This window comes from Bradyrhizobium denitrificans, from assembly GCF_013179005.1.
Lineage (GTDB): Bacteria > Pseudomonadota > Alphaproteobacteria > Rhizobiales > Xanthobacteraceae > Bradyrhizobium > Bradyrhizobium denitrificans.
The window spans coordinates 68,347-91,923 of sequence record NZ_JABFDP010000010.1 but is presented as its reverse complement, the minus strand read 5'-3'; the positions used below and the strand labels follow the sequence as shown (position 1 = coordinate 91,923).

Annotated in this window: 19 protein-coding genes; 9 read left to right on the top strand and 10 right to left on the bottom strand. The window is 64.8% G+C overall.

Annotated elements, in window-relative coordinates; translation table 11 throughout:
* Positions 1-11: 11 nt before the first annotated feature.
* Positions 12-1,181 carry a M20 aminoacylase family protein gene (locus HL671_RS12660; protein WP_172236572.1) on the bottom strand — a complete coding sequence of 390 codons (1,170 nt, stop codon included), beginning with the start codon at positions 1,179-1,181 and terminating at the stop codon, positions 12-14.
* A gap of 190 nt (positions 1,182-1,371) precedes the next feature.
* Between HL671_RS12660 and HL671_RS12655 the strand changes: the two genes are divergently transcribed.
* Complete coding sequence (locus HL671_RS12655) at positions 1,372-2,991, top strand: GMC family oxidoreductase (RefSeq protein WP_172236571.1); 1,620 nt, start codon at positions 1,372-1,374, stop codon at positions 2,989-2,991.
* Positions 2,992-3,249: 258 nt separating this feature from the next.
* On the opposite strand, the gene HL671_RS12650 is transcribed toward HL671_RS12655, so the two are convergent.
* Positions 3,250-4,455, bottom strand: a complete 1,206-nt coding sequence (locus HL671_RS12650; protein WP_246579477.1) for an acyltransferase family protein — start codon at positions 4,453-4,455, stop codon at positions 3,250-3,252.
* A gap of 190 nt (positions 4,456-4,645) precedes the next feature.
* Here HL671_RS12650 and HL671_RS12645 point away from each other — a divergent pair, with 190 nt between their 5' ends.
* From HL671_RS12645 to HL671_RS12630, 4 genes are all read left to right on the top strand, one after another.
* Positions 4,646-5,590 (top strand): metallophosphoesterase family protein, encoded by a 945-nt coding sequence (locus HL671_RS12645; RefSeq protein WP_012043123.1) that lies wholly within the window; start codon positions 4,646-4,648, stop codon positions 5,588-5,590.
* Between the two features lie 12 nt (positions 5,591-5,602).
* On the top strand, positions 5,603-5,935 hold the full coding sequence (locus HL671_RS12640) for a cupredoxin domain-containing protein (protein WP_012043122.1): 333 nt from the start codon (positions 5,603-5,605) through the stop codon (positions 5,933-5,935).
* 97 nt (positions 5,936-6,032) lie between these two features.
* Positions 6,033-6,581 carry a sigma-70 family RNA polymerase sigma factor gene (locus HL671_RS12635; protein WP_172236570.1) on the top strand — a complete coding sequence of 183 codons (549 nt, stop codon included), beginning with the start codon at positions 6,033-6,035 and terminating at the stop codon, positions 6,579-6,581.
* A 3-nt stretch (positions 6,582-6,584) separates the two neighbouring features.
* Positions 6,585-7,367: an anti-sigma factor family protein gene (locus tag HL671_RS12630; RefSeq protein ID WP_172236569.1), complete on the top strand. Its 783-nt coding sequence runs from the start codon at positions 6,585-6,587 to the stop codon at positions 7,365-7,367.
* A gap of 261 nt (positions 7,368-7,628) precedes the next feature.
* On the opposite strand, the gene hpnO is transcribed toward HL671_RS12630, so the two are convergent.
* On the bottom strand, positions 7,629-9,020 hold the full coding sequence (gene hpnO / locus HL671_RS12625) for an aminobacteriohopanetriol synthase HpnO (protein ID WP_041750630.1): 1,392 nt from the start codon (positions 9,018-9,020) through the stop codon (positions 7,629-7,631).
* Between the two features lie 101 nt (positions 9,021-9,121).
* Here hpnO and HL671_RS12620 point away from each other — a divergent pair, with 101 nt between their 5' ends.
* The gene (locus HL671_RS12620) at positions 9,122-9,745 is read left to right on the top strand and encodes a DUF2147 domain-containing protein (protein ID WP_012043118.1); all 624 of its coding nucleotides are present in this window, start codon (positions 9,122-9,124) and stop codon (positions 9,743-9,745) included.
* A 77-nt stretch (positions 9,746-9,822) separates the two neighbouring features.
* On the opposite strand, the gene hpnN is transcribed toward HL671_RS12620, so the two are convergent.
* Entirely contained in the window at positions 9,823-12,411 is a 2,589-nt protein-coding gene (gene hpnN / locus HL671_RS12615) for a hopanoid transporter HpnN (RefSeq protein ID WP_012043117.1), read from the bottom strand.
* 488 nt (positions 12,412-12,899) lie between these two features.
* Here hpnN and ispH point away from each other — a divergent pair, with 488 nt between their 5' ends.
* A complete protein-coding gene (gene ispH, locus HL671_RS12610; RefSeq protein ID WP_041751430.1) occupies positions 12,900-13,826 on the top strand; it encodes a 4-hydroxy-3-methylbut-2-enyl diphosphate reductase in 927 nt (308 codons plus the stop codon).
* 34 nt (positions 13,827-13,860) lie between these two features.
* Complete coding sequence (gene hpnH / locus HL671_RS12605) at positions 13,861-15,009, top strand: adenosyl-hopene transferase HpnH (protein ID WP_012043115.1); 1,149 nt, start codon at positions 13,861-13,863, stop codon at positions 15,007-15,009.
* A gap of 286 nt (positions 15,010-15,295) precedes the next feature.
* Here hpnH and HL671_RS12600 read toward each other — a convergent pair whose 3' ends face one another.
* The 5 genes from HL671_RS12600 to HL671_RS12580 form a co-directional block, all read right to left on the bottom strand.
* The gene (locus tag HL671_RS12600; protein WP_374050100.1) at positions 15,296-16,060 is read right to left on the bottom strand and encodes a phosphorylase; all 765 of its coding nucleotides are present in this window, start codon (positions 16,058-16,060) and stop codon (positions 15,296-15,298) included.
* A 348-nt stretch (positions 16,061-16,408) separates the two neighbouring features.
* Complete coding sequence (gene hpnE / locus HL671_RS12595; RefSeq protein WP_172236568.1) at positions 16,409-17,659, bottom strand: hydroxysqualene dehydroxylase HpnE; 1,251 nt, start codon at positions 17,657-17,659, stop codon at positions 16,409-16,411.
* The gene (hpnD, locus tag HL671_RS12590) at positions 17,659-18,498 is read right to left on the bottom strand and encodes a presqualene diphosphate synthase HpnD (RefSeq protein ID WP_172236567.1); all 840 of its coding nucleotides are present in this window, start codon (positions 18,496-18,498) and stop codon (positions 17,659-17,661) included. The genes hpnE and hpnD overlap by 1 nt, the downstream gene beginning before the upstream one ends.
* Entirely contained in the window at positions 18,495-19,373 is an 879-nt protein-coding gene (gene hpnC / locus HL671_RS12585; RefSeq protein WP_012043111.1) for a squalene synthase HpnC, read from the bottom strand. The genes hpnD and hpnC overlap by 4 nt, the downstream gene beginning before the upstream one ends.
* Positions 19,374-19,599: 226 nt before the next feature.
* Positions 19,600-19,833, bottom strand: a complete 234-nt coding sequence (locus tag HL671_RS12580) for a hypothetical protein (RefSeq protein WP_012043110.1) — start codon at positions 19,831-19,833, stop codon at positions 19,600-19,602.
* A 471-nt stretch (positions 19,834-20,304) separates the two neighbouring features.
* Here HL671_RS12580 and HL671_RS12575 point away from each other — a divergent pair, with 471 nt between their 5' ends.
* The gene (locus tag HL671_RS12575; RefSeq protein WP_012043109.1) at positions 20,305-20,799 is read left to right on the top strand and encodes a hypothetical protein; all 495 of its coding nucleotides are present in this window, start codon (positions 20,305-20,307) and stop codon (positions 20,797-20,799) included.
* Positions 20,800-21,099: 300 nt separating this feature from the next.
* Here HL671_RS12575 and HL671_RS12570 read toward each other — a convergent pair whose 3' ends face one another.
* A complete protein-coding gene (locus HL671_RS12570; protein WP_172236566.1) occupies positions 21,100-23,457 on the bottom strand; it encodes an efflux RND transporter permease subunit in 2,358 nt (785 codons plus the stop codon).
* Positions 23,458-23,577: the final 120 nt, after the last annotated feature.

Sequence of the window (23,577 nt, the reverse complement as noted above, 5' to 3'; positions counted from 1 at the left end):
CGCGGGGCGGCTCACGCCGCCAGCGTGTTCTCCACCACCTTGATGAAGAACGAGGTGCCGTAGACGATAGCCTCGTCGTTGAAATTATAGGCCGGGTGATGCAGGCCGGCCGAGTCGCCATTGCCGACGAAGATGAAGGCGCCGGGGCGGGCTTCGAGCATATAGGCGAAATCCTCACCGCCCATCATCGGCGGCATCTCGTGCACATTGGCGTCGCCTGCGACCTCCTTGGCGGCACGGATCGCGATCTCGGTCTGCTCGGCGTGGTTGACGACCACGGGATAACCGCGGGTGTAGCTCAGATCGATCTTGGCCCCGGTCATCTGCGCGACGCCGATCACGACCTCGCGAACGCGCTTCTCCATCAGTTCGCGCACCTTGGGCGTCAGCGTGCGCACCGTGCCGCGCAGCACCGCGCTTTGCGGGATCACGTTGCGGGCATTGCCGGCGTGGAACTCGCAGATCGAGAGCACGGCGGCTTCCAGCGGGTCGACGTTGCGCGCCACGATCTGCTGCAGCGCCGTGACCAGCTGGGCGCCGACCATCAGCGAGTCGATGCAATTATGCGGCTTGGCGGCGTGACCGCCATGCCCCTCGATGGTGATGTCGACCGAGTCGGTCGAGGCCATCAGCGGCCCCTGGCGGATCGCGAAGGCCCCGACCGGCAGGCCCGGACCGTTGTGCATGCCGTAGACTTGGTCGATCTTGAAGCGCTCAATCAGCCCGTCCTTGATCATCGCGTCGGCACCGCCGCCGCCCTCCTCGGCCGGCTGGAAGATCACGGCGACCTCGCCGGCGAAGTTGCGGGTCTCGGCGAGATAGCGCGCGGCCCCGAGCAGCATCGCGGTATGGCCGTCATGGCCGCAGGCATGCATCAGGCCCGGGGTCTTGGAGGCATAAGGCAGCCCGGTCGCCTCCTCGATCGGCAGCGCGTCCATGTCGGCGCGCAGGCCGAGCACCTTGACCTCGCCATTGCCCGGCTTGCGGCCCTTGATGACACCAACCACGCCGGTCTTGCCGAGACCCGTCACGACCTCATCGCAGCCGAATTCGCGCAGCCGGTCGGCGACGAAGGCCGCGGTCCGGTGCACCTCGTAGAGCAGCTCCGGGTGCGAATGGATATCCCGCCGCCAGGCCTGGATATCGGGCTGCAGATCGGCGACGCGGTTGACGATGGGCATGGGTGACTCTCGTAGCTCAGGAAAGGATATTTGAGCCGTTCTAGCATGCAAAAGTCGCACCGCCCAAGATCTCGCCGGGGTCTGGGCTGCGCCTGTCTCATGGCTCGGTCAACCAGCCATGAACGTGACGCTTGTCCCTCCCCGTCTCCGCTGACTAAAAGCCTCCCCAATGATGGGAAGGGAATGCCGCATGCCGAGACAGCTCGAGGGCGATTATGACTACATCGTGGTGGGCGCCGGCACCGCCGGCTGCATCCTCGCCAACCGGCTGTCGGCTGATCCGACCAAGCGCGTCCTGATCCTGGAGGCCGGCGGCAAGGACAATTGGATCTGGTTCCATATTCCGGTCGGCTACCTCTTCGCCATCGGCAATCCGCGCTCCGACTGGATGTTTCGCACCGAGGCCGAGCCGGGCCTCAACGGCCGCTCGCTGGCCTATCCCCGCGGCAAGGTGATCGGCGGCAGCTCGGCCATCAACGCCATGATCTCGATGCGCGGCCAGGCTGCCGATTACGACCATTGGCGGCAGCTCGGCCTCGCCGGCTGGTCCTATTCCGATGTCCTGCCGGTGTTCCGGCGGCTCGAGGACCATTTCCTGGGCGAGAGCGAGCACCATGGCGTGGGCGGCGGCTGGCGGATCGAGGCGCCGCGGCTGTCCTGGGCGGTGCTTGATGCGGTCGGCGATGCCGCCGAGCAGATGGGCATCCGCCGCATCCCCGATTTCAATACCGGCGACAATGAAGGCATCAGCTATTTCCACGTCAACCAGAAGCGCGGCCGGCGCTGGTCGTCCGCGCGGGGCTTCCTCAAGCCGGCGCTGCATCGGCAGAACCTCCGGCTCGAGACCAACGTCCTCGTCGATCGCCTGATCGTCGAGAACGGCCGCGCCGCAGGCGTGCGCTTCCAGCAGAATGGCGAGACCATCGAAGCCCGCGCCAAGGGCGAGGTGATCCTCAGCGCCGGCGCGATCGGCTCGGTGCAGGTGCTGCAGCGCTCCGGCATCGGCCCGGCGGACTGGCTGTCCGGGCTCGGCATCGACACTGTCCTCGACAAGCCCGGCGTGGGGCGCAATCTGCAGGACCATCTGCAGCAGCGCGCGATCTACAAGGTCACGGGCGTGAAGACGCTGAACGAGACCTATTACTCGCTGGTCCGGCGCGGCCTGATGGGACTGGACTACGCGTTCCGCCGCCGCGGACCGCTGACCATGGCGCCGTCCCAACTCGGCATCTTCACGCGCTCGGACGCGACGCGCGACCGCGCCAACATCCAGTTCCACGTGCAGCCGCTGTCGCTCGACAAGTTCGGCGATCCGCTGCACCGTTTCCCGGCCATCACCGTCAGCGCCTGCAACCTGCGGCCGACCTCGCGCGGCACGGTGCGCATTCGCTCCGCCAAGCTGGACGAGGCGCCCTCGATCGCGCCGAACTATCTGGCGACGGAGGACGACCGCCAGGTCGCGGCCGACGCCATCCGCGTCACGCGCCGGCTGATGAAGCAGAGCGCGCTCGCAGCCTACAGGCCCGAGGAATATCTGCCCGGTCCGGCCGTCGGCGACGACGATGCGGCGCTGGCCAAGGCGGCCGGCGACATCGGCACCACGATCTTCCATCCCGTCGGCACGGCGAAGATGGGTATCGCGGACGATCCAATGGCGGTCGTCGACGAACGGCTGCGCTTCCACGGCATCGCGCGCCTGCGCATCGCCGACGCCTCGATCATGCCGACCATCACCTCAGGCAACACCAACACGCCGACCGCAATGATCGCCGAGAAGGCGGCCGCGATGATCCTGGAAGATGCGCGGTGAGGACGTCGGGCGGGGAAACGCGCTGATCGCGACCCGTGCCGCTCGCCTGTCACGAGCGGCACGACGCGATCTCGCACACGATACGCTTACGCTACGGGCTGCGCGCTTGACGCCGCGCGAACTGCTGCGGACGCTATCGCGCGAAACTAACATTTCGCTGACAGGCCGACGACGGCAGGCACGCGCAGGACAATGGGGATAAGACCCGGCGGGTCATGCTGCCGTCGTCAAACTATGCTCACGCATCGGACACGGCATTCAGATGACCCGCGCGACCAGCGGAAGGCGCCGCAACAGCGCCGCCGCAAGCCAGCTCACCGAGAGCGTCCCGACCAGGACGATGGCGAACTTCACCGCCGCGGGCCAGGCCGGAACGTAGACCAGATATTGCAGCCACAACAGCGGCAGGAAGTGCAGCAGATAGATGCCGTAGGCCGACGGCTGCATGCGATCCATCAGCGCCAGCGGCACACTCCTCCAGCGCAGGAACAAGGTCGGTACTGCGAACGCCATCGAAGCGCAGAAGCTAGCCACCGCCATGCCGTAGGCCGCGCGCCACCACAGCGGCGGCGAGTCGAAATCGGCGATCCAATTGTGATGCGCGTAGGCGAGAAACAGGATCAGACCATAGCAGCCATAGGACAGTCCGAACCACACCGGCCAACGCTGCACCAGCGCCCCCTGCGCGGCGAACGGCCCGGTCGTTAGTCCGGCCGCCCCCATCGCCACACCGGCCATGAAGAAGACGGGATAAAGCAACGACCGGCTCGCCTGCAGCGGCAGCGGAAAATGCCCGGGCATGAACCATACGCCGTCGCCGAACCAGAGATGCGGCGGCAGATAGGCGGCGTTCGCGACCAGGAGGAAGACGGCAAATCCTAACAGGGGCCGGCGCAGCAACGCTGCGGGCCATCGGCCCAGGCGACCGATCAGTTGCGGCGCCATGGCCCATGACAGCGCCGCGGCGGCATCGAACGCCAGCAGCACGCCGAGAAACCAGGCCGAGCCCGATGGCCACGGACCTTCGCTGATCATCCGCCACCACACCGTGGTGAAATGGTCCTCCGCCACATAGTAGCGGTAGTAGGCGATCGGCATGATCACGAAGATCGACACGATATAGGGCACGCCGAGGCGCAGCGCGCGACGGCCGACATAATCGGACGGTCCCCGCCTCGCCAGGCTCGCCGGCACGAACAGGCCGGAGATGAAGAACATGCAGGACATGAAATAGCTGTCGTTGAACAGCGCGATGAGATCGAAGCCGAGCCAGTGCATGCGGTCGCCGCCCTGGCCGAAATAGGTGTAATTGATCGCGGAGTGATACAGCACGACCGACAGCGTGATGAAGGTCCTGGCGCGGTCGAGCGCGACGATCCGGCCGGCGACCGTCTCGGCCTGTTGCAGGTTCGGGGTCACGCGGTCATGCATCGGAATGGCGTCCAGTGGATCAGCCGCGGCCATGCGGCACCAGACATCACTATATTTCGCACGGCGCCCGGCCGATATCCTGCTTGCGTATGCGAGCCGTGCGCCGATGCTGGCATGATCACGAACGCGTCATCGCAGGATCGGCCGCGCAAGGCCGGGAATAAACCGTCCGCTTCTTCGCTCTCCCTACCCGTAAGCCCAATGAGGACAACGGGAGAGCATGATGAGCTTCGATGATCATGACGCGCGCGGCGCCAGCCGCCGCAAGGTGCTGGAATGCATGACATGGGCCGGCACGGGCGTGCTCTGGACGCTGTCAGGCGGCGTGCCACGCTCGCTCGGCCTCGTCGACGCGGCCCGGGCCGCCGAGCAGCAGGCGTCCGGCCTGACCTTCCTGCAGATCAGCGACAGCCATGTCGGCTTCGACAAGCCGGCCAATCCCAACGCGATCGGCACGCTGGAAGAGGCCGTCAATCGGATCAAGGCGATGCCGGTGAAGCCTGCCTTCATGATCCACACCGGCGACATCTCGCATCTGTCGAAGGCGGCCGAGTTCGATGATGCCGACCGCATCATCTCGCAAAGCAGGCTCGACGTCCATTACGTGCCCGGCGAGCACGACTTCCTCGACGAGGAGGTCAAGCTTTATAAAGAGCGCTATGGCAAGGGCACACGCGGCGCCGGCTGGTATTCGTTCGACGCCAGCGGCGTGCACTTCATCGGCCTCGTCAACGTGGTTGATCTCAAGGCCGGCGGCCTCGGCAATCTCGGCGCGGATCAGCTGGAATGGCTGGCGCAGGACCTCAAGGGCCGCTCCCGTTCGACGCCGATCGTGGTGTTCGCGCATATCCCGCTATGGACGGTGTACCCGCAATGGGGATGGGGAACCGAGGATGGCGGCCGCGCGCTGGAAACCTTGAAAGAGTTCGGCTCGGTGACGGTGCTGAACGGCCACATCCACCAGGTGATGCAGAAGGTCGAGGGCAACGTCACTTTCCACACCGCGCGATCGACCGCATTCCCGCAGCCGGCGCCGGGCACAGCGCCCTCGCCGGGTCCGATGAAGGTCGAGGATGCGAAGCTGCGCAGCCTGCTCGGCATCGCCAGTATCGACTTCAAGCCCGGCGCTGAGCGCCTGGCGATCATCGACACGCCGCTGGCGGGCTGAGGATCGATCGCGATGACAGGATTCGTGTCGTTCGACCGCAGCATCGGCTGGGCGCTCGCTGCTGCCCTGCTCGGCTTCGCGGCAACCCCGCTGCGCGCCGAGACCATCAAGGTCACGATCGACAATTTCACCTTCACCCCGGCCGAGGTGACGGTGAAGGCCGGCGATACCGTGACCTGGACCAACCACGACGACATTCCGCATACGGTGGTGTCGGCCGGCAAATACCGATCGAAGACGCTCGACACCGATGACAGCTTTTCGTTCACCTTCGCGGCGAGCGGCGACTACAAATATTTCTGCTCGCTGCATCCGCACATGACGGGGCTGGTGAAGGTTGAGTAGCGCCGCAAACCAGGGCATGAGCATCACATCACGGTCGAGCCGGCAGCGCTGCGCGGGCCCGGCCGTGATGCCGCGAAGCGACCCGGAGAGGAAGCCGGTGACCACACCGCATGATGATCCCGAAAGGGCGCGGCGCTTCCGCGAGGCGGCGCTGCCGCATCTCGACGACGTCTATACGCTGGCGCGCTATCTGCTCCGTCATCAGGCCGACGCCGAGGATGCCGTGCAGGAATGCTATTTGCGCGCCTACAAGCATTTCGACACTTATCGCGGCCCGGCGATCAAGCCATGGCTGTTCGCGATCCTGCGCAATGTCTGCCACGCCGAATTCGCACGTCGCGCCGGCGCGCCGGTCAAGGCGCTCGACGATGCGGCGGAGACCACGGAGCAGGCACCGCTTTGGCAGGACAGCGTCGAGACGCCGGAAGGCGCCATGCTGCGCCAGCGCGATGCCTCGTCGATCCAGCGCCTGATCGATACGCTCACCGAGCCGTTTCGCGAGACCTTGGTCCTGCGCGAGATCAACAACCTGTCCTATCGCGAGATCGCGGAGGCCGCCGGCGTGCCTGTGGGCACGGTCATGTCGCGTCTCGCCCGGGCGCGCGCGATGCTGCGCGCCGCCTGGCTGGCGCAGGAGGAGCCCTAAGCCATGACCTGCGACGATGCCGAAATCCTGATCCACGCGCTAGCCGATGGCGAGCTCGATGCCGGCCATGCCCGGGAGGTCGAGGCCCATATTGCCGCCTGCCCGCGCTGCGCTGCCGAGCTAACTGCGATCAGGCAGATGAAGCAGGCGCTGGCCGGCGCTGACCTGATCACGAAGGCGCCCGCCGCCTTGCGCCAGCGCATCGAAGCTGCGCTGCCTGCCGCTGCTGCGGCGTCGATCACGCCGCTCGCCGCGGTGCCGAGCCGGCGCACGCTGCTGAAGGGTTTTGCGATGGGCTCGGCCGTGTCGGCGTTGGCCGCCACCGGTCTCGTCGCGATCGTGTTGCGCAACGACGACCAGCAGCGGATCGAGGCCGAGATCGTCTCGGCGCATCTGCGCTCGCTGCAGGCGGGTCACCTGACCGATGTGATCTCGACCGATCAACACACCGTCAAGCCCTGGTTCAACGGCAAGCTCGACGTCGCGCCGCCGGTGATCGACCTCACCGCACAGGGCTTCACTTTGATCGGCGGCCGGCTCGATTACGTCGACGCGCGCCCGATCGGCGCCGTCGTCTATCGCCGGCGCCAGCACGTCATCAATCTGTTCGTGGCGCAGACATCGTCCACTGCACGCCGCGCGTCACGGCTGGACACGATCCAAGGCTTCAACATCCGCAGCTGGCGCGACCGCGGCCTGAGCTATTGGGCGGTCAGCGACATCAATCCGGACGAGCTCAATGAGTTCGGCGAACGCTTCGAGCGCACGATGGGGGGGAGCGGCTGAGACGAGCTTCAGTCGTTGCGAACGAAACGACGTGAGCCCACCAATGGCGAGAGAGAAACTGATATGGTGGGCACGGCGCTTCGCGCTTTTGCCCCCCTGCGAAGCCGCATTCCTCGGATGCCATGCCCGCGCAGGCGCGCATCCAATACGCCGCGGCCCATCGAGATGATCACAACCGTCCCAATGTACTGGATCGCCCGGTCGAGCCGGGCGATGACAGCTCGGCGTGTGGCGCCGACGTTGATCGCAGGGTCGGTCGGCTCACGCCGATTTGCGGATCGCGTTGTCGACCAGGGTCTTGCCGAGCGACCAGATCGCGCCGGGGACCTTGTGGCTCTGGGCGATCACGTCGTCGAAGGCCCGTTCGATCCAGCTGCAGTCCTCTTCGGTGATCGTCAGCGACGGCAGCAGCTTGATGGTGTGCAGGCCGTGGCCGGCGACCTGGGTCAGGATCTTGTGATCCTTGAACAGCGGCACCGTGATCAGCTGGCAGAAAAGGCCCTTATTGGCGCTCTCCAGCACATTCCACGAGGCCTTCAGGCGCAGCGATTTCGGCGGGCCGAACTCGACGCCGATCATCAAGCCCTTGCCGCGCACTTCCTTCAACAGCTCATAGCCCGGCACCATGCGCGTCAGCGCCAGGCGCAGCTCGGCACCGCGCTTGGCGGCAGCCTCGATCAGCTTCTCGGCCTTGATCACCTCGAGCGTCGCGATCCCGGCCGCCATTGCGAGGTCGTTCTTGGCGAAGGTCGAGCCGTGCACGACAGCCCGATCCATGCGGTTGAAGATCTTGTCGAAAATGTGCTTGCGCGTCAGCAGCGCGCCGACCGGCACGTGGCCGCCCGACAGCGCCTTCGACAGCAGCACCATGTCGGGCTCGACGTTCCAATGTTCCACCGCAAGGAACCGCCCCGTGCGGCCCATGCCGGTCTGGATCTCGTCGGCGATGAAGATCGTGCCGTATTTCTTGCAGAGCGCAGCCGCACCGGGCAGGAACTCGTCGGAGGGCATGTTGACGCCCTTGCCCTGGATCGGCTCGACGATGAAGGCCGCGATCTCGCGCGACGACAGCGCCTGCTCCAGAGCAGCCAGATCGTTGAACGGCACGGCCGTGCAACCCGGCAGCAGCGGTTCGAAGCCGGTCCGGAAGTTGGAATCGTCGGTCAGCGACAGCGCGCCATAGGTCAGGCCGTGATAGGAATGCCCGCAATAGACGATGCCGGGCCGGCCGGTCGCGCCACGCGCGAATTTGATCGCCGCCTCGACGGTCTCGGCGCCGGAATTGGCGAAGAACACCTTGTCCAGATATGGGACATATTCGAGCAGCCGCTCGGCCAGAACGCCGGCAAGTGTCGAAACATCGAGCTGGACGAGGTTCGGGAGATCGCTGTCGAGCACACTCTTCAGCGCGTCACGCAGGGTCGGATGGTTGCGGCCGATTGCAAAGACACCAAAACCGCTCAGAAGGTCGAGGTAGCGGGCGCCGTCACGATCGTAGAGATATTGGCCTTGTCCCTTTTGGAACCCGACATCGTATCCGATCGTCTTGAGAACGCGAACCAGCTGCTCGTTCAGATGCCGAGAGTGCATCGTGCTGCGCTGCGCTTGGCGCTCCACAAACATCTCGGAAACGTCTAGATTTGGTTTTAGCATCAGCTACATACTTCGGTTGAGAGACGTTTCGTCAACTGAAAACGCGCAATGCGGCGTTTTGCCCTCATTCGCATCATCAAAGCAAGCACGGGTTTCTGCCAATGTTGCATCGCTCCAAAAACCTCATGCGGACAATGATAACATATTCGGGCGTTTTGTTCGCATCAGGAATTTCGTCCGCGCTCGCAGCCGATCCGACCGGCGACTGGCGAGTGTCTGACGGTGTCGCAAACATCCGAGTCGCACAATGCAATGGCAGCATGTGGGGCGTCGTGGCCTGGGAGAAGACCCCGGGGGGGCGTGACAGCAACAATCCCGATCCGGCCAAGCAGAGCCGTCCGACACTCGGCATGCCGATCCTGATCGACATGAAGAAGAAGGCCGGAGCTGACCAATGGGAAGGCCAAGTCTACAACGCCAAGGACGGTCAGCTCTATAGCTCCACGATCACACCCAGCGACCCAGATCATCTGGAGATCAAAGGATGCGTGCTCGGCTTCCTGTGTGGGGGCGAGACGTGGACGCGGGTCGGTCCGCCGATCCCGTCGAGCCCCGTGAACAGCATGGCCAAAGGTACACAGAAACCCATCGCGCCCGCTCCAGCTGCGGCCCCGGCTCCGAAGACGACCACGGGCGTGGTGGCAGCGGCCGGTAAACCGGCAGCAAAGCCCGCCGACCAGGTCGGCGACATCTGCCTGCTGCCGGAGATCGCACGGGTCCGCTGAAGCACGGCGGACGTCCAAAACAAAAGCGGCCGAGATGCTCGGCCGCTTTTTTCGTCATCAAAATCCGCAGTGCGCGCCTATTCCTTGACCTCGCGCGGCTTGCCCATCAGGGCCGGCTGGAACAGCAACACCGCGGCCAGCGTGGTGACCAGCGACAGCGCCAGCAACTTGCCCATGCTGGATGTCCCGGGGTGGCTCGACAGCCACAGGCTGCCGAAGGCGGTCGCTGTCGTCAGCGCGCTGAAGAAGATCGCGCGTGTCAGGCTGGTCTGCAGCAGGTTCGTTCTGCCGGAACGCCAGGCCACGACATAATAGATCTTGAAGGCCACGCCGATGCCGAGCAGCAGCGGCAGTGCGACGATGTTGGCGAAGTTCAGCGGCAGCTTGATCAGAACGCAGATTTCGAGCGTCACCGCACCGGCCACCAGCAACGGCACCAACGTCATGAGCACGTCCGAGAAGCGGCGCAGCGTCACCCACAACAACAGGCTGATCACGACCAGCGAGTAGATGCCGGCGTGAATGAACGCCTTCACGATCGTGTCACCGGACTTCAGGATCGAGACCGGTCCTCCGATCGCATTCGGCTCCGCGGCCAGCACCGCATTGGCGAACCGCCTGAGATTATCGTTGTCGTTCGGGTCACCCTTGGGCTGGGCCTCGACGCGAATCAGGCCGTCCTTGCTCTTCCACTGCGATACGAGCTCCGGCGGCAGGTTCGCAAGCGTCACCGGCTGCGCCTGCAAGGTCGCGTTGAGTTGCTCCAGCGTGATCCGCAGCGGCTCAACGAACACGGCCTGCGCCTTGTTGCGAAGGCTCTCGCTGGCGCCGGCGAGCTTGGCGAGCGCGTCGGCCAACCGCCGAGATGCCACCGCGCCGGGCCCCTGCCCGTCACCGGCCGTGCGGCGCAGATTGTTGACGGTCGAATTCAGCGCGTCGATGTTCTCTTTGTCGGTCGGCGCTGCATCGACCTGATCCGGATTGAGTGCAGGCCCGAGCACCTTCGCGCCCTGCGCGATCATCGCCAGCTTGGCCGGCTGATCTTCCGGCACGAAGCTGTCGAGCGACATCACGCGCGCCACTTCAGGCAGCTTCGCGAGCTTGGCCTCGATCGCCTTGGCCTCGGCTTCCGAGCGCGTCAGCACGTCGATGGCATTGGCGCCGGTGTTCGGGTCCTTGCGGAGGTCCAGATAGGTCGCAATCGATTCAGCGTGCGGATTGCGCAGGTTCATCGGGTTGAAGTCGAACTTCATGTAATAAAGCAGCGGCAGGCCGGCGATGACGAGGCCAAGCGTGCCGACGATGATCGGCACCCGGTGCGTTTCGAGGAAGTGATCGACCGGGGCCAGGAAGGCATAGCCGACCGGCTCCTTCTCACCGGGCGGATTGAGGATCTTCAGCAGCGCCGGCAGAACCGTGATCGACGACAGGAAGGCGATCATCATGCCGGCCCCGGCGATGGCGCCGAGCTCGGAAATGCCCTTGTAGTCGGTCGGCAGGAAGCAGAGAAATCCGGCAGCGGTCGCCATCGCCGCGAGCGACAGCGGCACCGCGGAGCGCCGCGCCGCCTCGGCCAGCGCCTCCGGCAGATCGTCGTTCTTGAAGCGCTCGGAGCGGTAGCGGACGCTGAACTGGATGCCGAAATCGACGCCGAGGCCGATGAACAGCACGGCAAAGGCGACCGACAGCAGGTTCAGCGAGCCGACCATCATCAGGCCCACCGCCGTGGTGATGGCAAGGCCCATGAACAGATTGATGAACACGGCCGAGATGATCTTGGCCGAATGCAGCGCCAGCCACAGGATGACCAGCACCACCACGACGGTGCCGATGCCGTTGACGACGGCGCCCTCCTGCACCGTGGCGTATTCCTCGTTGGCGATCGGGACCGGCCCGGTCAGCCTGACACGGGCGTGGAACCGGTTGGGGAAATCGAGCTCGGCCGCCGCCTGGCGGATCGCATCGGTCGCCGCCTTGCCGGGCTCGAGCGCCTGATAGTCGAGGATCGGCTTGAACTGGATGAAGGCCCGCTTGTCGCCCTCGGTGAGCGGCTTGTCCGAGATCAGCTGGCGCCAGGAGAAGGTGGCATCGCCCTTGTCGAGCAGGGTCTCCACCGTTTGCGAGATGTAGTCGAACGGACGCGCGGTGCTGTCGAGCTTGACCTGGCCACGCGTGACGCCGGCAAGACCCGTCTCCAGCGCACCGGTCAGACCGCGGATCGACGGGTCACCGGCCATGATCTCGATCAGCGGCGCCGCGGCAGCGAACTGCCCGGTCAACTGCTTCACCTCGTCCGTCGGCAGGAACAGCAGCCCGTTACGGGCGAAGAACTCGCCGCCGCCGAGCAGATCCACGGAGGAGAAGTTCTTGGTGTCGCCCTTGAGCTTCTTGGCGAGCGCATCCGCCGCCACGCCGGTCAGTTCCGGCGTCGCCGCCTCGACCACGCCGAGGATCATCCGGTCGCGATCGAACGCCTGCTCATATTGCTGATCGCGCTTGCGCCAATCGAGCTCCGGGGAAATCAACTTGTTGATGTCAGTGTTGATGGCGAAATGACCGGCGGTGTAGACGCCCGCCGCCACCGACAAAAGCAGGCCCGCAATCAATGTCGGCCACGCAAACCGCGTGCAGGCCTTGACGATGGAGACGACAATCGTTGTCAGCACTTCTTGACTTTCTAATGTTTTACGGGCTGGGCGGAAACGTCCGCTTCATGGCGGAGTTCCCTGGCCAGGACCAGCCGCGGACCATGTCCGAAGCGGCCCCGACACGGCCTTGGCCCAAACCCGTGACGAGTCGGATGGTCCCTGGACGGCGGCTCAGATCGAGCGATGCACGGAACCGTCGGGGCGGCTGATATAGCGGCTGTTCTCGGCGGTAAAGTGACGAACGAGTGAGATCCTAAGTAGCTCAGGTAACAGGGATAATCTGCAATTACTAAAATACCACCACCGATTCGCGGCTCGTGTGCGTTCAATCACATGCGAGCGAGTTGCAAACCGGCTTTCCTCCGTGCTCGATTTTTGACACAAAGCCCTGCGCTTCCATGCGGCGCAGCGCGCAAATGAGGCATCCGCTTGGTGCGGATATTGCAGCTCATCACGCGCACGGAGGTGCGGGTCGAAAGTGAGGTAACGTGACTGACCGACGTCCACTGCAGATCTATCTCGCGCAGCCGCGCGGTTTTTGTGCGGGAGTCGTGCGCGCCATCGAGATCGTCGAGCGCGCGCTGGAGAAGTACGGCCGGCCCGTTTATGTGCGTCACGAGATCGTGCACAACAAATATGTCGTCGAGAGCCTCAAGGCCAAGGGCGCGATCTTCGTCGAGGACCTCTCGGAGGTCCCGCCGCGCGCGGTGACAGTGTTCAGCGCGCATGGCGTGGCACGCAGCGTCGAGGAGGAGGCGGCCGCCCGGGGCCTGCCGGTCCTCAATGCCACCTGCCCCCTTGTGACCAAGGTGCATAACCAGGGCAAACGCTATATGTCCAAGGGCCGTACCCTGGTACTCATCGGCCACGCCGGACATCCGGAGGTCGAGGGCACCATGGGCCAGGTTCCCGGCCCCGTTCATCTGGTCCAAAACGTCGCCGATGTGGCCGCTTTGCCCCTGCCCAGCGACACGCCCGTGGCCTATATCACCCAGACCACCCTGAGCGTAGACGACACCAAGGACATCATTTCGGCCCTTCAAGCCCGCTTTACAGACCTTCAAGGTCCCGATATCCGGGATATCTGCTATGCGACACAGAACCGGCAATCTGCGGTATGGGACTTAAGCAAGCTGGTGGACGTTATCCTGGTGGTGGGCGCCGCCAATAGCTCCAACTCGAACAGATTGCGCGAAATCGGCACCGAGGCCGGGGTCGCAAGCTATCTGGTCGCGGATGGCAGCGAGCTCAATCCGGAGTGGCTGAAGGGCGCCCGGGCCGTCGGCATCACCGCTGGCGCCTCGGCTCCCGAAGTGCTCGTCGACGACGTCATCGAAGCCTTGCGGCGCATCGGACCGGTTGAGGTCGCGGTGGTCCCGGGGCGGGAAGAAAACATCGAATTTCGCCTGCCGGCCGAATTGGTCGCGGGCTGATCGCTCCTCGTTTGGTCCAGAAAGAAGAGACGTAATGGCAATCCCCTTCCACAAGGAACTGCGTATCGGGGCCTATCTGATGAAGCAGAAGCTTCTCGGCCGCAAACGCTATCCGCTCGTGCTCATGCTGGAGCCGCTGTTTCGCTGCAACCTGGCATGTGCAGGCTGCGGCAAGATCGACTATCCCGACGCGATTCTCAACCGCCGCATGACGGCGCAGGAGTGCTGGGACGCGGCCGACGAATGCGGTGCGCCGATGGTGGCGATCCCCGGTGGCGAGCCGCTGATCCACAAGGAGATCGGTGAGATCGTGCGCGGTCTGGTGGCGCGCAAGAAATTCGTCTCGCTCTGCACCAATGCGCTGCTGCTCGAGAAGAAGCTCGATCTGTTCGAGCCCTCGCCCTATCTGTTCTTCTCGGTGCATCTCGACGGCCTGCGCGAGCATCACGACAAGGCCGTGTCGCAGAAGGGCGTGTTCGATCGCGCCGTGTCGGCGATCAAGGCCGCCAAGGCGCGCGGCTTCACCGTGAACGTCAACGCCACCATCTTCGACAATCATCCGGCCGAGGAGATCGCCAAGTTCCTCGACTTCACCACTGAGCTCGGCGTCGGCGTCACCATGTCGCCGGGCTATGCCTATGAGCGCGCGCCGGACCAGGAGCACTTCCTGAACCGCACCAAGACCAAGCAGCTGTTCCGCGACGTGTTCGCGCTCGGCAAGGGCAAGAAGTGGAATTTCATGCATTCCGGCCTGTTCCTCGACTTCCTGGCCGGCAACCAGGAGTTCGAGTGCACGCCCTGGGGCATGCCCGCGCGCAACATCTTCGGCTGGCAGAAGCCCTGCTACCTGCTGGGCGAAGGCTATACCAAGACCTTCAAGGAGCTGATGGAGACCACCGATTGGGACTCCTACGGCACCGGCAAGTATGAGAAGTGCGCCGACTGCATGGCGCATTGCGGCTACGAGGCCACCGCAGCCGACGCAGCGCTGACGAATCCACTGAAGGCGATGTGGGTGTCGCTGCGCGGCATCAAGACCGAAGGCCCGATGGCGCCGGAGATCGACCTCTCCAAGCAGCGCCCGGCGCAGTACGTGTTCTCGTCCGAGGTGCAGAAGCGCCTCTCCGAGATCCGCCGCGACGAGGCGATCGAGGCGCAGCAGAAGGCCTCGACCGCGGCCTGAGACGACATCAACGGACAGCAAAGAAGGCCGCCGAGCAATCGGCGGCCTTTGTTTTTGGACTGAGAACGAGTGAGCTGCCTGCGAAGCCGCGGGCGAGCGTCACAGGGAGTAGCAGCCGGGCTCTCATCCTTCCCGGCCGGTGCGCTCCCCCGCCCGGCTTGCAGGGTCAGGGGTGGCGAGAATTGTCCTGAGACAGCGGATTCGCTGATGCAGCCAACGGCCAAGATCGTCGACGCGCACAACGTTCGCGGCGACAGCTGATTCAACGGCGCAAGATCGGGACCGCTCACGCCTCGGCGGCGGCCAGCGTCTCGGTTTCGAGGAAATGCTCCGCGGCGAGCAGGCCGCTCAGCAGCAGGTCACGGGCGCCGCGCAGCGAGCGCAAAGCGCGATTGAACTCGATGCCAGTGGAGACCAGGCCGCCCAGCACGGTCGGATTGCGGGCCACGCCGCGCAGGATCATCGGCAGGTCGATGGCGCCGTTCGGCTTGATGGCGTCCTTGGCCAGCGACGGCAGCGTACGATGCGCGGGATCGGAGATCACCCGCAGGGCCGCGAACGGCAGTCCATACTCAGCGGCGTAAGCGGCTGCGATGTGGCTCTCCATGTCGACAGCGGCCGCGCCGGTCTTCATCCGCAGAGCGGCCTTGCGGGCCTGCGCCACCACCACCTCCTCGGCCCCGGCGAGCACGCCGCGCACCACGCGGCGCTTCTTCAGCGCGGCGCGCGCGATGTGCTCCTCACGAAGCGACATGCCCGACAGCCAGCGCGCATCCCCGGCGGTCACCTCGGTCGCGACGACGATATCACCGGCCTTGAGACTGGGATCGAGGCCGCCGGCCACGCCGAAGCTGACGACACCGCGAATAGAGGTCGGGTCGAACACCGTGAGCAGCGAGCGCAATTGCTTTGGATCGCTCGAACTGCAGATAACCATCATGCCGGGCCCGGCAGCAATCCGGGCCTCCTGCACCAGACCGGTCACAACCAGAACCGGTCGCGGATCAATGGGGCGATCCGCGGACGTTTCGTCCCCCATCCCCAACTTCACAATCCGACCCCTGCCACCTGTATCGGACGTCGCGAAAGCCGACGTCTCCGTCTCTTGTTCCAATGCCTCGAGCGCGGCGGCGCCAGAGCGGAAAGACCTTAACAAACCGAGGATTACGCAGAAAAAATCCGCGAGGAAACCCTGTTTGCGCCGCACTGCACCCGCAAGCGATGCATTTTCTGCCCGGTGTTGCCATTTGGTGCCGCTGACGCCGTCCCAGAGTGGAACATCGCCCGGCCGGCCTCACCGGTCATGGAACTCCAAGCAAAAACCACGCCACGAAAATGTGATAATCCCGTCCCGGCCTCACCTCAGGCCAGACGGCCGCAGCGGCGCTTCTGTCGTCCGTCAGGCTTTGCCGAGCAACAGATCCGCAGCGCGATCGCCGGACCGCACCGATCCCTCGATCGTCGCCGGCAGGCCGGTATCGGTCCAGTCCCCGGCCAGAGCGAGGTTGGCAAAACTGGTTTTGACGCCCGGCCGCAGCGCGTTCTGTTCCGGCGTGGCTTCGAAGGTCGCGCGGCGCTCGCGAACGATCTGCCAGGGCGGCAGCTCGGCGGAGATGCCAGCGGCCTTGCAGACGTCGGCCCAGATCGCAGCGGCGAGCTGCTCGCGCGGCATGTCGACCAGCCTGTCGCCATTGCTGATCGTGACCGACAGCCGCTCCGGAAAGGCAAACAGCCATTCGACCAGTCCGCCGACCACGCCGAGCAGCGCCGGCGCGCCCTTCGGCGGGGTGATGCGGAAATGGGCATTGACGATGGCACGAAACTTCGTCGGGCCTGTCAGGCCCGGCAGCAGCGCCATCGCGGGCCGCGGCGGCACCGCCAGCACGACAACGTCATCCGGCCCGAGCGCGACGGTCTCGTCACCGCCGAAGCGCAACCCGGTGACGCGTCCAGCGGCCTGATCGAGGCTGCGCAGCTCCCGCCCGATCCGGACGCTGCCGCCCTTGCCTTCCAGGAATTTGACGGCGGGGTCGATCAGCACGCCGGAGAGACCGTCGCGCGCGATCAGCGGACGGCAGGCCTGGCCGCCGGCCAACAGCGTCTCGCGCACGATCGCCCCGGCCAGGCCAGCCGAGCCCTCGGGCGGATCGCAGTTCAAGGCCGCCAGCAGCAGCGGCTGCACCAGCCGGTCATACAACGTGCCCTTGCAGGGTATCGTATCGCCGATGGTCTTGGCGGTGCCGGCCCAGATCAGCGGCGACAGCGCCAGATAGTCCCCGAGCGTGGTATCGGGGACGCGGCGGCTTTCGTCGAACACCCAGAGCGGCAGCCGGCCGCTGCCGAGATCGAGCAGCCAGCGCTGGCCGGTCCGGATATCGACGAAGGCGAATTGCGCCTCCTTCGGCCCGACCAGCCCTGCCTCCGAGCCGATCACCCGGGCATAGGCCAGCACGTGGTGGTTGGCCGAGAGCAGCAGATGATTACCATTATCGATCACGAGATCGGTGGCGGCATCGTAATAAGAGCGGCACCGGCCGCCGAGCTGCTGGGTCGCCTCGTGGACATGGACGGTGTAGCTGGCATTGGCGAGCCGTACGCCGGCGGAGAGGCCGGAGATTCCGGCGCCGATAATGTGAGCGATCTTGTTCATCAGATGAAAGCGTAACGGAGGATGATGCCGATCTTCGTGAGCTTGCTCACGCGCACCGGCTCACGCGGCGGGGCAAAACCGCGTTCGAGCAACAGGTCGAACACGGCGCGGTAATATTTCGCCATGATCCGCGGCGCCCGCACGGTGCGCCGGCGATTGCGCCGCATGATCTCGTCGGCCTTTTCGAAATGCGTTTTCGCCCGTATGGCAACCGAGTTGCACACCTTGGGCAGCGCGCGCTCGTGCACGACTTTCGCTGGATCGTCGCCGGTGATGCCGGCGAACAGCAGCGCCTCGCGCGGCAGATAGAGCCGGCCGATGCCGGCGTCCTCGTCGATATCGCGCAGGATATTGGTGAGCTGCAGCGCGCGGCCGAGATGATGAGCCAGCAGGATGCCGTCCTCTTCGGGCATGCCGAAGATGCGCACCGACAGCCGGCCGACGGCGCTGGCCACCCGGTCGCAATACAGATCGAGCGTGGCGAGATCGGGCGCGCGGATCTCCTGCGGCACGTCCATCTCCATGCCGTCGATGATGGCGAGGAAGTCTTCCCGCTTCAGCCCGAACGTCTTCACCGAACTGACGTAGTCGCGCAGCCGCGGCGGCGGGTTGCCCTGATACAGCGCGTCGATATCGTCGCGCCATTTCTGCAGCGCGGCCAGCCGTTCGGAACGCGGGCCATCGGAGTCGGCGATGTCGTCGACCTCGCGGCAGAAGCTGTAGACCTGGAACATCGCATCGCGCTGGGCCGGCGGCAGGATGCGCATGGCGGCATAAAACGAGCTGCCGGACGCGGCGGTGCCGTGATCGATGCTGTCTGCAGTCGCCTCCAGAGTCATGCGCCGGCCGCCGATTTGCTGACCGGATGACGTCCCGCGAGGCGACGCCCGATCTCGCCTGCGACCGCCGCGGCGGTGAGACCGAGCATCCCCATCGGCGACAGATGCACCCGCTCGCTGAGCGGATCGCGCACTTTGAGCATTGCGACAATACGATCGGCGAAAGCCTGGATCACGGCAATCTCCAGTCCGAAGCGGAAGTCCTTGACGCCGCTGTTGAGGTCCCTGCCCTCCTCGAGCAACGCCGCATTGCGCACAGCGAGCTTCTGCAGGCAGGTCAGCAGCGGCGGCGCCGCCTTGGGCGCGCCGAGCATCTCGACCGTGGCACCGGCCTCGGCCAGCGCATCGCGCGGCAGGTACACGCGGTTGAGCGCCTTGTAGTCCTTGGCGCAATCCTGCAGGTGGTTGTTGATCTGCAGTCCGGCGCAGATCGCGTCAGATGCCGGCCAGGTCGCGGTGGACTCGCCATGCACGTCGAGCATGAAACGTCCGACCGGCATCGCCGAATAGCGGCAGTAATGGATGACCTCGTCCCAGTTCTCGTAGCGCAGCTTGGTGACGTCCATGCGGAAGGCGACCAGCAGGTCAAGAGCATGGCGCGGGGCCATGCCGCGCGCGGCGAGCGCCCGGCGCAGGCCGACAGCGACATCCTGCGTCTCGCCGGTCCCGGTGAGTTCGGCCTCGAGCAGATCCAGCAGCCGCAGCTTCTCGTCGCCCGGCAAGCTCGGATGGTCGGCGATGTCGTCGGCGGTGCGCACGAAATTGTAGAAGGCGAGGATCAGCGCCCGATGCTCGGGGCGGATGATCCAGGACGCGACCGGAAAGTTCTCGTCCCGGTGTGTCTTGCCGGATCGCAAATCGCTCGCGGTGGTCATGGACGAAACAGCTATCAGGTTTGAAGGGCGCTACGACAAACGATGCCCGCCGCTTCGCTCATGCGAACGGATCGCTGGCCTCCATATAGGCGAAGATCCGGCCAAAACCAATGCAATCCATCTCGGGGAAGCAACACGGCCGGGCCGCCGTCCACCTCGAATCGGCGGGACGGCAGCCGTTAACCATTGCATGGACCGGAGCACAGTCAGCCCCGGTCGACACGCCTCACTGGTTGTGGTTCTTCAGCACCTGATCGCAAGCCGGGCTGATCTTGGGGCGGTTCTCCTTCAGGCACGCCAGGATCGTGAAATCGCCCTGGTCGATCACGGCCCGGCAGAACTTCTGAACGTCACGGGTGCAAGCCGCCTGCTCCTCTGCGGTCCCCCGCGCGCCTTGCGCGAACGCGGCGGTGGTAGCGGACAGCGAGAGCAGAGAAAGTGCCAGGAAAATCTTACGCATCGTGTTCCTTCGTTTGACAGCAGAGGAGACCTCCCGGATCGCCGATGCTGCCCGGGAAAACACCTGTTTGGTTTGCAAGGACCGCCAGCCCCCCAGCGCCAAAGAAACGCTGCCAATTGCGGCCAAATTTACGCCCTAGGATCTCTGGGCAGGTCGAGCCCAGGGCCAAGCTTTGACATAAACAAGGCTTTGATACTAGGGCATTATTTTCGGAACACGTTTTTCGCATTTGGCTGTTGCAAGCATGCCGCGCGGACCGTTAGATGCGCGCCAATCGGGGTGCGAGGGACGACAGCCATTTGCACGAGCGGCGCGACCGATCGCACGATCACCGCGCGGCATCATGGCACCTGACCGCACCTCACGCCCGGTCAGCTGTCATTTGAACCTCACTTTTGGCGGGGACACTAAAGTGTTCGAAGCGGTGAAACGCGGCCGCACAACGGCGTCATTCTGGATGGGAAACTCACTATGAAACTGTTCGGCTCACCTCTCTCAGGCCGTGTCATCAAGGCAGCCGGACTCGGCGCGGCGCTGATCCTGTCGGCATCGGCAGTTCAGGCGCAGTCGGGTCCGTTCGCCGGCTTCGACGGCTCGTGGTCGGGCAACGGCACGGTCGCGCTGTCGGACGGAACCACCGAGCGCATCCGCTGCAAGGCCAGTTACAAGGTGGCCGGCGCCAATCTGAAGCAGAGCCTGCAATGCGCCAGCGACAGCTACAAGTTCCTGCTGTCCAGCGACGTCACCAGCCAGGGCGACCGCATCTCCGGCAATTGGAGCGAGGCGAGCCGCAATGTGAACGGCGAATTGCAGGGCACTGCGGGCAATGGCCAGATCGACGTCTTCGTCCAGGCCGCAGGCTTCGCCGCCAGCATCACGCTGAGGACCAACGGCAACAAGCAGGTGGTTCAGATCTCGTCCAAGGGCGAGATCCGCGGCGTCAACATCACGATGTCGAAGACCTGACCCACACGATCAGCACCGGAATAGGCAAGCGGCCCTGACGATGTCAGGGCCGCTTTTGTTTCTTACTGCGTCCAAGATGAACATAGGCGTTTAAGCCCCACTGTCGCCGCCCGGCTTGCCGCCTTCGCTAAAGCTGCGGCGCGCCCTTGAGCTCGTGGCCGCGTCGAAGCCGAAGACGGGACCGGGCGCCCCATTATTCCGGGGCGATTGTGATTGAACGGATAGGCCGCGGCGTACTGGATCGCCCGGTCAAGCCGGGCGATGACAATTGTGTGTTGGGCTTAGACCAAGTCCCGCCCCTCACACCGGCTTGCGCTTCAGTTTCTGGGCCAGGTTGATCAGGAACATTGCGGTCGGACGCAGGATGAAGAGATCGGCGAACAGCGCCGCCACCATCGAGAAGGCGCTGAGCCAGCCGAACAGCCGCAACGAGGGCAGATCCGAGAACACGGTGACGACGAGGCCGCAGGCCAGCACCACCGTGGTGAGGATCAGCGCCGGTCCGACCAGTACGGTGGCGCGCTCGACTGCCACCGCCGCGCTCACGCCGGGCGCGCTTTCCATGCGCAGCCGGTTGAGGAAGTGGATGGTGGCCGACAGGCCGAGCCCGAATGACACGGTGAGCGCGACGACGCTGGCAAATTGCAGCCCCTCCCCCATCGCCCAGAGCAGCGTGCCGGACATCACGACCGGGAAGATGCCGGGCAGGATGCAGGCGAGCATCACGACCCAGGAGCGGAAGGCCAGGCCGATGAACATCGCCACCAGGGCAAACTCGATGGTCAGCCCATGGTTGAGCTTCTGGATCATGGCGGCGGAATTGCGCGCCGCGATGGCGGCCAGGCCGGTCACTGCAACCTCATAGCCAGGGTGCTTCTTCCTGACCGTATCGAGCTCGCGGTCGAGCTTGTCGACCACCGGCAACAGCTGGCTGGAATCGAGATCGGGCACGCGGCCGGCCACGACGACGGCGTCCTGCTCCTTGTCGATGAAGCGGCGCACCAGATGCTCGGGGATCAGGCTGACATATTCCTGCAGGGTTGCCGTGTCCGATGAGCCGGCCTTCTCGGCGAGCCAGCGCCGGAGCGTCTCGACCGACCACACATTGCCGACGCCGGCGGTCTTCTCGACCGTGGCATGGACGTCGGCGATCGTCTGTAAGGTCTCAGGCGAATAGAGCGATGCGCCCTTGGGAAACTGGATCAGCACATTGACCGGATTGGCGCCGGTGAGCTTGGCATCGAGCCGATTGCTGGCCGCCACGGCCTGGCGCTTGTCCGGCACCTGGTCCGCGAGCCGATAGCGCGGCTCAAGGCTCGCATAGATCACCGCGAGCGAGCCGACGAACACCACCGCAATCAGGCTGAACAGGCCGGGCCGGCCGACCATGCGCACCGCGATCCAGTAGCAGAAATTGCGCAGCGCCTGGACGCCGGCATCGGCGCCCTGGAATTTGACCGCGAAGGTCTTTTCGTTGCGCACCAGCAACACGCCGAACACCGGCACCAGCGACAGCACCGCGAGCAGCGCGATGATGGTGGCGGCTAGCCCCGCCTCGCCGAACTTGCGGATCAGGTCGCTGTCGGAGAACTGCAGAGCGATGAAGGAAATGCCGGCGGTGGCGTGGGTCAGCACGCAGGCCGGCCCGACGACCAGCACCGCGTTCTTGAACGCCGTCACCTTGTCCTGGCCGGCGATCAGCCGGTCCCGCGCGGCAAAGGTGAGCTGCATCGAATCGGAGAAGCTGATGACCATGATGAGCGGCGTCATCACGTTCAGGAACATGTTGAGGTTGAAATTGGCCCAGCCCAGCGCGCCCAGGGCGAGCAGGATCGCGATCAGCGGCGGGAAGGCCGCCGCGATCATGAAGGAGACCTTGCGGAAGAAGATGATGGCAATGATGCAGCCGGCGAGAATGCCGAGCACATTGTAGGTCAAGCCGTCACGCTCGACCGCATTGCGGATCTCGAGCTGCATGACCGGGACACCGGAGAGCTGCACGTTCAGCCCGGTATCGGCCAAGTCGTCCGTCATCAGCTTTCTGATGTCGCCGACCACCTTGCCGAGGTCGTTCGATGCGACCACCTTGGGCTCGAGGGACAGCACGATCAGCGCCAGCGTGCCATCCTCCGACAACAGCTTGCCGCGGATGATCTCGTTGGATTTCACCGTCTCGATGAACTTGTCATAGGCCTCGCCCTCCGGCAGATCGGAGGGAAACAACGCCGCGGGAAGCTTGCCCGGTGCCGGGGCCTGGCGGGCGGAGAACAGCGACACCAGGCCGCGCGTCCCCTCCACCAATTGCAGATCGGTCACGAACTCGCGGAGCTTCTCCAGGTTGGGCCGGGCGAGCAGCGACTTGCCCTCAACCACGACGAGGACGTCGAACTCCTCGGCCGGGAACTTCTTGGTGACCTCCTCATATTGGTGGAATTCCTTGCTGTCGGAGCGGAACAGCTGGCTCAGCGAATCGTCGATCTGGATGCGCTTGATGCCGAAGACGGCCGCCACAATCAGCAACAGCAGAACGACGCAGGAGAGGATCGGCACCTTGACGGCGAACAGACCGAGGCGTTCGAGCCCGAACGCGATACTGTCGGCCGGCCGCTGCTCGACCTTCTCGACATGGACTTCGTTGTCGTGCCTGACTTCCAGCATTCGGTGTCCAGTGGTTGAAGCGCGGCCCAATTCGGCAGGCTCGAGCGCATAGGGCAGAATTAAGGCCGCTCAGCGAGCCAGACATGACCGATTTGTGGCCTGCAGCTGCAGCTAATCCTT